Below are 10,400 nucleotides of genomic sequence, written 5' to 3'. Positions count from 1 at the left end.
ATCGCCATGGCCGTTTGGCCAACCTTGAACGTCGTGAACACTTGCGCGCGCGCAACGGGAATCGTGGAAATGCGCGGAATTATTTTTTCGACAAACCCCCCCATCGTCTCGACACCGAGCGACAGCGGAATCACATCGAGCAACAGCCAGTCATCGCCCGGACGATTGCCTGCGAGCAAGTCGGCCTGAATGGCCGCACCGAGCGCCACCACCTGATCGGGATCGAGATTGGTCAGCGGCGGTTGCCCGAAAAACGCTTCGACGGCTCGGCGGATGACGGGCATGCGCGTAGCGCCGCCCACGAGGACGACACCCTTCACATCCTGCGGCCCAATCTTCGCATCGCGCAGTGCCTTTTTCGTCGGCACGAGCGTGCGCTCGACGAGCGAACGAACGAGATCGGCCAATTGCGCTTCGGTAATGGAGACTGAGACCGGCGTCCCATCAGAGAGCGTGGCCTCGAGCGTCGCTTCCGACGCGCTGGACAGCGCTTCTTTCGTGTTACGCACGCGATCGAGCAGCAGCCGGACATCCTCCGGCGCCAGCCCTTGCGGCGCCAGGCCGGCTTGCGTCAGCACATGACGGAACAGGACGTGGTCGAAATCGTCGCCGCCCAGCGCCGAATCTCCGCCCGCCGCCAGCACTTCGAACACACCCTTGGTGAGCTTGAGAATCGATAGATCGAACGTGCCGCCGCCGAGATCGTAGACCGCGTACAGCCCTTCGGCACCATGATCGAGCCCGTAAGCAATCGCCGCGGCTGTCGGCTCGTTGAGCAAGCGCAGTACGTTCAGGCCCGCGAGGCGCGCCGCATCCTTCGTGGCTTGGCGCTGCGCTTCGTCGAAGTAGGCCGGCACCGTGATAACAGCGCCCACAAGTTCGTCGCCGAGCGAATCTTCGGCACGGTAACGCAGCGTCGCCAGAATCTCCGCCGACACTTCGACCGGGCTCTTCACGCCATCGATCGTACGAATCTGCACCATGCCCGGCGCGTCGATAAATTCGTACGGCGCATTTGCGGCGCCTTCCACTTCATGCTTGCCCCGGCCCATGAACCGCTTCACCGAGACGATCGTATTGCGCGGATCGAGCACCGCTTCCGCTTTCGCCACATGGCCGATGCGGCGGCCGCCGCGTTCGAGGTAGCGCACCACCGAGGGCAGCAGCACGCGGCCCTCTTCGTCGGGCAAGGCTTCGGCAACGCTGTTGCGGACGGCGGCGACGAGCGAATTCGTCGTGCCGAGATCAATACCGACGGCCAGCCGCCGCTGATGCGGCGCGGGCGCCATGCCGGGTTCGGAGATTTGCAGTAGGGCCATTCTGATCTATATGGGTTCGTGCATCGCCGCGGCTGCGGCGACAACGTCGATTATCTCGCGGGCGCCGTTTTCGAGCAGCGAGCAGGCGACTCCGGCTGCAACGACGGCGACGTCGAATCGCCCTTCGTGCTACCTGAGCCCGCTTCAGTGTTCGAGGCGCTCGATTTGATGACCGATTTCACCGGCGACGCGCTCGAGGAACATCAGCTGCCGCACCGCCTCGGCCGCCGGCTGATCTGCGCCGCTATCGAGCAGCACCGACAGCCGCTCGAAACGCACGCGCTCGTCCTCGCGCAATTCGGCCAGCAGGGCCATCAGCTCGCTGACGTTTTTCGCATCGGCCGCATCCTCCACCCGCTCGCGCCACTCCATCTGTTGCATCAGGAATGCCGGCTCCATCGCCGTGTTTTCCGATGCGCCGACATCGACACCGCGCAGCGACAGCAAATAGGTCGCGCGCTTGAGCGGATCGCGCAGCGTCTGGTACGCCTCGTTCGCGCGCGTGGCCCATTGCATGGCGATGCGCTTTTGCGCTTCGCCGGCCGCCGCGAATCGGTCGGGATGAACTTGCGCCTGTACCGTCCGGTAGGCGTGCTCGAGCGCGGCAAGATCGAGCGCGAAACGGGCCGGCAGATGAAACAGATCGAAATGGCTGTCTTGAATCGAGGACATGGAGTCAATCGTCGGTGGAACGTGTGGCGCGACGCCGCTACGGCTTGTTAGTGCGACGCTAATGCGACGCTAGTGCGACGTTAAGGCAACGTAACGCAACGATAACGCGACCGGCCGGCAACGACGCCGCCCGGCGCCTGGAAACAAAAAGGCGGCCCGCGCCGCCTTCTCGTCCGCGCGAGGCGGCACAGGAGTGTCACACGCGGAACGACTCGCCGCAACCGCACTCGTCCTTCACGTTCGGATTGTTGAACTTGAACCCTTCGTTCAACCCTTCACGCGCGAAATCGAGTTCGGTGCCGTCGATATAGGCCAAGCTCTTCGGATCGACGACGACCTTCACGCCGTTGCACTCGAAAACTTGATCCTCGGGCTCCAGATCGTCCACGTACTCGAGCTTGTAAGCGAGGCCGGAGCACCCCGTCGTGCGCACGCCAAGCCGCAGCCCGAGCCCCTTGCCGCGGCGGACAAGGTACTTCTGCACGTGCTGCGCGGCCTTTTCGGTCAATGTGATCGCCATGATGCTTCGTGCGCTTACGCGGCTTGCTGCTTGGCCTCGTCCGCCGCTTCCGCGGTACCGTGACGCTGCTTGTAATCGGCCACCGCCGCCTTGATCGCGTCTTCCGCGAGGATCGAGCAGTGGATCTTGACCGGCGGCAGCGCCAGCTCTTCGGCGATCTGCGTGTTCTTGATCGAGAGCGCTTCGTCGAGCGTCTTGCCTTTCACCCATTCGGTGACGAGCGAGCTCGATGCAATGGCCGAGCCGCAGCCGTACGTCTTGAACTTCGCATCTTCGATCACGCCGTCGGCACCCACGCGGATCTGCAGCTTCATGACGTCGCCGCAGGCCGGCGCGCCAACCATGCCGGTACCGACCGCTTCGTCGTCCTTCGAGAAGGAGCCGACGTTGCGCGGGTTTTCGTAATGATCGAGCACTTTGTTGCTGTAAGACATGATCTAACTCCTGAATTCGTTAGGCGTGTGCGTTCGCCGTCGCTTAGTGCGCGGCCCACTTGATCGTCGACAAGTCGATGCCGTCCTGGTGCATTTCCCACAGGGGCGACAGATCGCGCAGCTTCGCGATCTTGCTCTCGAGCAGGTTGATGACGTAATCGACATCCTGCTCCGTCGTAAACCGGCCGACCGTGAAGCGGATCGAGCTGTGCGCGAGTTCATCGTTGCGCCCCAGGGCGCGCAGCACGTACGACGGCTCGAGCGAAGCCGACGTGCAGGCGGAGCCCGACGACACGGCCACATCCTTGATCGCCATGATCAGCGATTCGCCTTCGACGAAGTTGAAACTGATGTTCAGGTTGTGCGGCACCCGGCGTTCCATGTCGCCGTTGACGTAGACCTCGTCGATCTGCGTCAGGCCGCGCAGCAGACGATCGCGCAGCATACGAATGCGCTCGTTTTCCGTCGCCATTTCTTCGCGGGCGATACGGAACGCTTCGCCCATGCCGACGATCTGGTGCGTCGCCAGCGTACCGGAACGCATGCCGCGCTCGTGGCCGCCGCCGTGCATTTGCGCTTCGATGCGCACGCGCGGCTTGCGGCGCACGTACAGTGCGCCGATCCCCTTCGGACCGTACGTTTTATGCGCCGAGAACGACATCAGATCCACCTTCAGACGGCTCAGATCGATTTCGATCTTGCCCGTCGCTTGCGCGGCATCGACGTGAAACACGATGCCCTTCTCGCGACACATTTCGCCGATCGCCTCGATGTCCTGAATGACGCCGATCTCGTTATTCACGGACATGATCGAGACGAGAATCGTATCGGGCCGCAGTGCCGCCTTGAAGACGTCCAGATCGACGAGGCCATCGGGCTTGACGTCGAGATAGGTGACGTCGAAGCCTTCACGCTCAAGCTCCCGGCACGTATCGAGCACGGCCTTGTGCTCGGTCTTCACCGTGATAACGTGCTTGCCCTTGCTCTTATAGAAGTGCGCGGCACCCTTGATCGCGAGGTTGTCCGATTCCGTAGCGCCGGAAGTCCAGATGATTTCGCGCGGATCGGCGTTCACGAGCGCGGCAACGTCCTCGCGCGCCTGCTCGACCGCCCGCTCCGCGTCCCAACCGTACGAGTGGCTGCGCGACGCGGGATTGCCGAACTGCTCGCGCAGATACGGGATCATTTTGTCCACCACGCGCGGATCGACAGGTGTCGTCGCGCTGTAGTCCATATAAATGGGCAGGTGGGGCATCTCGTTACTCATCAATGGCTCCGGGGGAAATCGTTGTAGCTCGTCGTTCGTGCGTTCGGCTCTCTGGCCTGACTCGTTCCGTCTTTCGCCGGCTTCACGAACTCGCAATGTTGAACACGGAATTCGGCCCTTTCGGCACCACGCGCGCCGCCTCGACGGCTGCGCTCTCGGGGCGCCTGTCGCGCAGCACGGCGGGAGACCCTTCCCGCGCGCGTTGCTGATCGACCAAATCTTGGAGTGAAACGGAATCGAGGTACTCGACCATCTTCTGGTTCAGCGTCGACCACAGCTCGTGCGTCATGCAGTGCCCGTCGTGCTGCTTCGTGCCTTCGCACGAACCCTTGCCGCCGCATTGCGTGGCATCGAGCGGTTCGTCAACGGCGATGATGATGTCGGCCACCGTCACCTCTTGCGCCCGGCGGGCGAGGTTGTAGCCTCCGCCCGGCCCGCGGACGGATTCGACGATCTCGTGCCGGCGCAGCTTCCCGAACAGCTGTTCGAGATAGGACAACGAGATCCGCTGGCGCTGGCTGATACCAGCGAGCGTCACCGGACCTTGCTCTTGGCGCAGCGCCAGATCGATCATCGCCGTGACGGCGAAACGGCCTTTCGTGGTGAGTCTCATAGGGACGGGGAACCAGAATTCTCGACGATTTTGGTCAAGTATAAATACATGAGGATTTTAGTCAAGTATCCCCTTCGGCGGGCAGGGTAATGGTGCCGGAGCGGCCGGATAGACCCTGCGGCCCGGCTCAATCCAGACTCGGTCCAGGCAACCGGCGCTCAACCTTGAGCCAGCCGGGCCTGCAGATGGGCGAGCAAACCTCGGCAAGCCGCTTCCACCTGGTCGAGCACGGCTTCGAAACCTTCGTTACCGCCGAAATACGGATCGACCACTTCCCGCCCCTGCGCGTGCGGGGCGAACTCCATCAACAGCCGAACACGTTCCCGGCGTTCCGGGGGACACAGCCGCTGCAAATTGCGCACGTTCGCCTCGTCCATCGCCAACAGCAAGTCGAAGCGATGGAAATCGGCCTCGGCAACCTGCCGCGCACGTAGCGGCGACAAATCGTAACCGCGCGTGCGCCCTGCGCGCTGCGCACGCTCGTCGGGCGCCTTGCCGACATGCCAATCGCCGGTACCCGCCGAATCGATCAGGATACGATCAGTCAGCCCGGCGGCTTCGACCTGCGCACGCATGACCGCCTCGGCGGTGGGCGAGCGACAAATATTTCCGAGACAGACGAAGCAAATAGAAACGGTTTTCATCGAGAAAGCGGCGGAGACCGATGCAGCCGGAAGGCCGACGGGGCCGTCCGACGGACGAATCCGACATTATATCGGCCCTTGACGCTTCACGAGATGCTTCACGACGCCTCGGACGTAGCCGCAGGCGCGTTAGGTGCGACGGCATGACGCGCGGCCGATCGTGCAGCGGCGGCGCCGCTATCGATGAGCCCGTACGATACCGTACGCGCGAGCTCCGCCGTCACTTGATTCGCCGCCAACGGTTCGCGCGGGGCCCCGCCGCCGCCATAAGCACGCAGTGCCGCCAATACGATCAGCGCCAACGCCAACACCACTGGCCAAAAGCCGGAGAGATAGCCCGATTTTGTCGTTCTCATAGTCGTGCCCCAATCGCCGCGGGCACGCGCCGATCGCGCGCCCGCATTCCAACTATGAGACGTATTCTATAAACGATCCCTATCGGGACAAAGACGCGAATAGCGAATTCAGCGTTGCGCCGGAATAAACAATGATCCCTCGCAGGGCGCCCCGCCGCCGCTCAACCGACATGACTGCGCTGCGCCGCGTAAAGCTCGCGGAAAGTGCGCCCAACGGGCGCCGGCATTTCGCGTGTCGCCGTCCAGCCTTGACCGAACGGCAGATAGGCGATCGAACGGCGGCTCCCGCCCGCACGCTCGAGCACGCGCACCGCCAGTTTGGTGACGAGCGCATAAAGCGCCGGCCGCATCGCGACGTAGCCCCAGATGGCGAGCGCCGCTCGCTCCGAGCGTGGCCGCAAACGCCGCTCGACTTGTTTCTCGCGCAACTTGCGCAGGAGATCGGAGATGGGGATACCGACGGGGCACACGGCGTTGCATTCGCCGCACATCGTCGCCGCCTGTGGCAGGTCGAGCGCTTTATCGACGCCGGTATAGCTCGGAGTAAGCACCGAGCCCATCGGCCCCGGATAGACCCAGCCGTAGGCATGCCCGCCCACCTTCTGATAGACCGGGCAGTGATTCATGCAGGCTCCGCAGCGGATACAGCGCAGCATCTCTTGAAACGCGCCGCCGATGAGCCCCGTGCGGCCGCCATCGACGAGCACGACGTACATATGCTCGGGCCCATCGAGATCCCCCTGCCCGCGCGGCCCCGTCAGCAACGAAAAGTAGTTGGCCGTGGTTTGCCCCGTCGCGCTGCGGGGCAAGAGCCGCATGGCCAACGCGAGATCCTCGAGCGTCGGCAACACTTTTTCGATGCCGGTCACGGCCACGTGCACGCGCGGCATGACGGTGCACATGCCTTCGTTACCTTCATTCGTGACGAGCGCCACCGAGCCCGTCTCGGCGATCACGAAATTGCCGCCTGTCACGCCCATGTCGGCCGACAAGAAGTGCGGGCGCAGCACCTCGCGGGCTTCGCGCGTCATGTCGGGTATCTCGTTGAGCCGGGCACGACCGTGCGTGGCGGCGAACAGATCGGCTATTTCCTCTTTGTCCTTGTGGACGACCGGCGCGATGATGTGACTCGGCGGTTCGTTGTTGTTGATCTGAAGAATGTATTCGCCGAGGTCGGTTTCGATCGACTGCACGCCCATCTCGCCGAGCACCGCGTTGAGCCGCATTTCCTCCGACACCATCGACTTGGTCTTGATGACCTTCTTGACCTCGTGTTTGCGTGCGATGTCCGCGACGAGCCGTGCCGCATCGCGCGTCGTTTCCGCATACAACACCGTCGTTCCGCGCCGCGCCGCCTCGCGCTCGAACGTTTCGAGCCAGACGTCGAGATGATCGAGCGCCCGATTCCGGCGCGCCTTCAACTCGGCCCGCGTCGCCGGGAAATCGATCGCCTGCATCGCCACGGCCCGCGCCGAAACGAACTTGGTCGAGAGCTTCTTCAAGTTCTGCTGCAGGCGGGGATTGGCCAACGCGTCTTTCGCACGTGCCTTGAAGTGCATCGATTGAACTTGCATGGGGGCTCGATCGGTTCGGAAACTAAACAAAAACCTGGGCTTAACGATCGGCGTCGCCAGCCAGCACTTGCGCGATGTGTAACACACGCGTGGCGGTATCGCCGCTGCGGCGCAATCGTCCTTCGATGTTCAGCATGCAGCCGAGATCGCCCAGCACGACGCAGCCGGTGCCGCTCGCTTGGACATTGGCGCATTTTTCATCGACGATGGCTGTCGAAATATTGCCGTATTTCACGGCGAACGTGCCGCCAAAGCCGCAGCAGTGTTCGCAATCCTTCATTTCGGTCACGGCCACGCCGCATTGCGCGAGCAACGCGCGCGGCTGCGCTTTCACGCCCAGCTCGCGCAGTCCCGAGCACGAATCGTGATACGTAACGGGCCCTTCGAACGATCCGGGCGCGAGCTGCACCTTCGCGACATTGCCGCGCAAATCGGTCACTTCGTAGACGTTCGGGCGGAGCCGTTCATAGCGGCCCATGAGTTCCGGGTCGTCTCGCAGCAGATCGCCATAGTGCGCGGCGATCATCCCGCCGCACGAGCCCGAGGGAACCACCACGTAGTCGAACTGCTCGAACTCGCGCAGCATCTTTTCGGCGAGGTCGCGCGCGATGCGCCGCTCGCCCGAATTGTAGGCGGGTTGACCGCAGCACGTCTGCGCAGGTGGCACGATCACCTCGAAGCCGGCCTGCTGGACCAGCTTGACGACGGAGAAACCGATCTCCGGGCGCATCAGATCGATAAGACAGGTAACGAACAGTCCGACTCGCATGGTGATCACAAGTGAACGAAACGGGTCGATTATCCGTTCGTTTGCGCCGCCCGGCGACGGAAAAGTCGAAAAAAGTGCACGCGTGGAATCCGGGGCGGCATTCGAACAGCGTTCGCTTTTTTCACAATACGAGATACAATGGGTCCACCTATTAATTGCCGCGTCAATTGATTTCCAATGAGCGAGACGAACCAGGACTCCAAAACGTCGATCCAGGTGATCGAACGTATGATGCGCCTGCTCGACGCCCTGGCTGCCCATACCGATCCGGTCAGCCTTAAAGAGCTCGCGCTGCGTACCGAACTCCATCCGTCGACGGCCCACCGCATTCTTAACGACATGGTGACGTGCCGTCTCGTCGATCGATCCGATCCGGGTACGTACCGGCTCGGCATGCGGCTGCTGGAGTTGGGCAACCTCGTCAAGGCGCGGCTGTCCGTGCGTGATGCGGCGCTTGCGCCGATGCGCGAATTGCACCGGATGACGGGGCAGACGGTCAATCTTTCGGTGCGGCAAGGCGATGAGATCGTCTATATCGAGCGGGCTTATTCGGAGCGCTCGGGCATGCAAGTGGTGCGAGCGATCGGCGGGCGGGCTCCGTTGCATTTGACCTCGGTCGGCAAGCTGTTCCTCGCCGCCGACGAATCGTCGCGCGTGCGCGCTTATGCGATGCGCACGGGGCTGTCGGGTCACACGCAAAACAGCATCACCGATATCTCGCGGCTCGAACGGGAACTGACGCAGGTGCGTCAGCAAGCCTGCGCACGCGACAACGAAGAACTGGAACTGGGCGTGCGCTGCATCGCCGCGGGTATCTATGACGACACGGGCAAGCTTGTCGCCGGCTTGTCGCTGTCGGCACCGGCCGATCGGCTACAGGATGCCTGGATCGGCCAGTTGAACCAAACGGCGCTCGTCATCTCCGAATCGCTCGGCTACCACCCGGAAGCGGCGGCTGGCGCGGACGCACACCGTAAGTCGGGCGCGCACTGAGCTTTTTTGACATCCTCCCTCTTGCTAACACTCGACGGTCATGAGACCGGGAAAGAGGAGGATTCCTACGGCGCTCACGCGCGGCATTGAGCCGCCCGGGAGCCGCTTCGGTGCGTTCCTGCTGCTGGCGGCATGACCGCGCCGCTCACTTTACCCCGAAGGAATCCCCTGAAGGCACACAGGCGCTGCGGGTATGTCCCGCCCTGCGAATGTTGATCGCGCCGACCTGATCGGCGTTTTCCTTCAGGCCGCATTCGATACGGGCTTTATCCGAAGGGCACCCTCGGTGCACGAGTCGCCATTCGCCGTACAGCCTGCGCGGTGATTCGGCCGTCCAGCCAAGTGGCGGCTTCGTCCGGCAGGGCGTCAATCAGCTCTGCGACCTTGTCTGCCCGACCGAGCGCAACCAAACAGCGTGCCTGCGCGATTCTGGCCGCATCGAGGTAGTAGCCATCCGCCAGTTCGAGGGACAATCTTACGCATTGGCGAAAGTGATCGGCTGCTGCGCCGTAGCTGGCGCTACGGTATGCGATCACTCCAGCTTTGAACAAGTAGGCCGGATTATCCGGAGCCAAGTCCAAAGCCCTGCCAATGGAGTCAGCTGCCGAATCGAAATCACGCCCCAGTTCATGGACATAGGCCAATTTGCTCCACGCTTTGGACGACCGCTTGTCCTCGCGCGTCCACTGCAGAGCGAGCGCGAGTGCCCGCTCCAGGTCATGGACCCTGCCGGCCTTATCGATCTGCGTTGCGTAGTCCGTTGCCATATCGACCTCTATCCCGATGCTGGCCATTACAGAGCCCTGTTTCGGCCACACAGCGCACTCACTTGGCCGCGCATACCTTGGTCCATGTTCGAGCCGGCCAGTCCTCGACGTCGCTCCGGGGATTCGAACCACGCTTCGCATACTTCGCAAGCGTGGGCCCATTGGGCTTCACAATCTTCTCTCATTCAGCCGGTCCTTTTGGTCACCCGACTTCTAGCACCCGGAGTGTATGCGCCTCAAAAGGGCGGCATGGATTGGCCGAACAGCCAATCCCGCATCGGCAGGCGTTGGCCAGAGCGTGTTGAAGTGAAACGTCTGATCTATGCGTGTTCTCCCGCTTCGCCAGCGTAACGCCGGCGCCTCCCAACGACAAAACCCCTGCCGCGCTCAAAGTGATGAGCGCGGCAGGGGTTCGAGGCCAGGGTCGCTGCCTGACAGGTCGGCGCTAGCGAGTGCCTGGTTCAGGCGAGGG

12 protein-coding genes are annotated in these 10,400 nt (G+C 62.8%); 1 reads left to right on the top strand and 11 read right to left on the bottom strand.

The window, feature by feature from the left end:
• The 10 genes from hscA to ACTHL0_RS06235 all read right to left on the bottom strand — a co-directional run.
• The coding region (gene hscA, locus ACTHL0_RS06280) for a Fe-S protein assembly chaperone HscA (RefSeq protein WP_440565784.1) at positions 1–1,319 on the bottom strand (1,319 nt) is incomplete at its 3' end.
• A 144-nt stretch (positions 1,320–1,463) separates the two neighbouring features.
• Positions 1,464–1,991 (bottom strand): Fe-S protein assembly co-chaperone HscB, encoded by a 528-nt coding sequence (gene hscB, locus ACTHL0_RS06275; protein WP_440565783.1) that lies wholly within the window; start codon positions 1,989–1,991, stop codon positions 1,464–1,466.
• A 196-nt stretch (positions 1,992–2,187) separates the two neighbouring features.
• A complete protein-coding gene (iscA, locus tag ACTHL0_RS06270; RefSeq protein ID WP_115534432.1) occupies positions 2,188–2,511 on the bottom strand; it encodes an iron-sulfur cluster assembly protein IscA in 324 nt (107 codons plus the stop codon).
• Between the two features lie 14 nt (positions 2,512–2,525).
• On the bottom strand, positions 2,526–2,945 hold the full coding sequence (iscU, locus tag ACTHL0_RS06265) for a Fe-S cluster assembly scaffold IscU (RefSeq protein ID WP_440565782.1): 420 nt from the start codon (positions 2,943–2,945) through the stop codon (positions 2,526–2,528).
• Between the two features lie 43 nt (positions 2,946–2,988).
• Positions 2,989–4,212: an IscS subfamily cysteine desulfurase gene (locus tag ACTHL0_RS06260; RefSeq protein WP_440565781.1), complete on the bottom strand. Its 1,224-nt coding sequence runs from the start codon at positions 4,210–4,212 to the stop codon at positions 2,989–2,991.
• A gap of 82 nt (positions 4,213–4,294) precedes the next feature.
• A complete protein-coding gene (gene iscR, locus ACTHL0_RS06255) occupies positions 4,295–4,825 on the bottom strand; it encodes a Fe-S cluster assembly transcriptional regulator IscR (protein WP_440536663.1) in 531 nt (176 codons plus the stop codon).
• Positions 4,826–4,983: 158 nt separating this feature from the next.
• Positions 4,984–5,469, bottom strand: coding sequence for a low molecular weight protein-tyrosine-phosphatase (locus ACTHL0_RS06250; RefSeq protein ID WP_440565779.1), 486 nt, complete (start codon positions 5,467–5,469; stop codon positions 4,984–4,986).
• A 98-nt stretch (positions 5,470–5,567) separates the two neighbouring features.
• Positions 5,568–5,825 carry a hypothetical protein gene (locus ACTHL0_RS06245; RefSeq protein WP_440565778.1) on the bottom strand — a complete coding sequence of 86 codons (258 nt, stop codon included), beginning with the start codon at positions 5,823–5,825 and terminating at the stop codon, positions 5,568–5,570.
• Positions 5,826–5,986: 161 nt separating this feature from the next.
• The gene (locus tag ACTHL0_RS06240) at positions 5,987–7,399 is read right to left on the bottom strand and encodes a lactate utilization protein B (RefSeq protein WP_440565777.1); all 1,413 of its coding nucleotides are present in this window, start codon (positions 7,397–7,399) and stop codon (positions 5,987–5,989) included.
• Positions 7,400–7,439: 40 nt separating this feature from the next.
• Positions 7,440–8,168, bottom strand: a complete 729-nt coding sequence (locus tag ACTHL0_RS06235) for a (Fe-S)-binding protein (RefSeq protein ID WP_440565776.1) — start codon at positions 8,166–8,168, stop codon at positions 7,440–7,442.
• Between the two features lie 177 nt (positions 8,169–8,345).
• Between ACTHL0_RS06235 and ACTHL0_RS06230 the strand changes: the two genes are divergently transcribed.
• A complete protein-coding gene (locus tag ACTHL0_RS06230) occupies positions 8,346–9,161 on the top strand; it encodes an IclR family transcriptional regulator (protein WP_440565775.1) in 816 nt (271 codons plus the stop codon).
• Positions 9,162–9,427: 266 nt separating this feature from the next.
• Here the strand turns inward: ACTHL0_RS06230 and ACTHL0_RS06225 are convergent, their stop codons facing one another.
• Positions 9,428–9,928, bottom strand: a complete 501-nt coding sequence (locus tag ACTHL0_RS06225; protein ID WP_440565774.1) for a tetratricopeptide repeat protein — start codon at positions 9,926–9,928, stop codon at positions 9,428–9,430.
• Positions 9,929–10,400 lie beyond the last annotated feature (472 nt).

Origin of the sequence: Trinickia sp. (assembly GCF_051961175.1) — a bacterium.
Lineage (GTDB): Bacteria > Pseudomonadota > Gammaproteobacteria > Burkholderiales > Burkholderiaceae > Trinickia.
This window is presented reverse-complemented; position numbering and strand designations above follow the sequence as displayed.

Excerpts from the sequence above, each read along its gene's own strand:
- ACTHL0_RS06225 (WP_440565774.1), bottom strand. The coding sequence starts at position 9,928 with ATGGCAACGGACTACGCAACGCAGATCGATAAGGCCGGCAGGGTCCAT.
- ACTHL0_RS06240 (WP_440565777.1), bottom strand. The coding sequence starts at position 7,399 with ATGCAAGTTCAATCGATGCACTTCAAGGCACGTGCGAAAGACGCGTTG.
- iscR (WP_440536663.1), bottom strand. The coding sequence starts at position 4,825 with ATGAGACTCACCACGAAAGGCCGTTTCGCCGTCACGGCGATGATCGAT.
- ACTHL0_RS06235 (WP_440565776.1), bottom strand. The coding sequence starts at position 8,168 with ATGCGAGTCGGACTGTTCGTTACCTGTCTTATCGATCTGATGCGCCCG.
- ACTHL0_RS06250 (WP_440565779.1), bottom strand. The coding sequence starts at position 5,469 with ATGAAAACCGTTTCTATTTGCTTCGTCTGTCTCGGAAATATTTGTCGC.
- iscA (WP_115534432.1), bottom strand. The coding sequence starts at position 2,511 with ATGGCGATCACATTGACCGAAAAGGCCGCGCAGCACGTGCAGAAGTAC.
- hscB (WP_440565783.1), bottom strand. The coding sequence starts at position 1,991 with ATGTCCTCGATTCAAGACAGCCATTTCGATCTGTTTCATCTGCCGGCC.
- ACTHL0_RS06230 (WP_440565775.1), top strand. The coding sequence starts at position 8,346 with ATGAGCGAGACGAACCAGGACTCCAAAACGTCGATCCAGGTGATCGAA.
- ACTHL0_RS06260 (WP_440565781.1), bottom strand. The coding sequence starts at position 4,212 with ATGAGTAACGAGATGCCCCACCTGCCCATTTATATGGACTACAGCGCG.
- iscU (WP_440565782.1), bottom strand. The coding sequence starts at position 2,945 with ATGTCTTACAGCAACAAAGTGCTCGATCATTACGAAAACCCGCGCAAC.
- ACTHL0_RS06245 (WP_440565778.1), bottom strand. The coding sequence starts at position 5,825 with ATGAGAACGACAAAATCGGGCTATCTCTCCGGCTTTTGGCCAGTGGTG.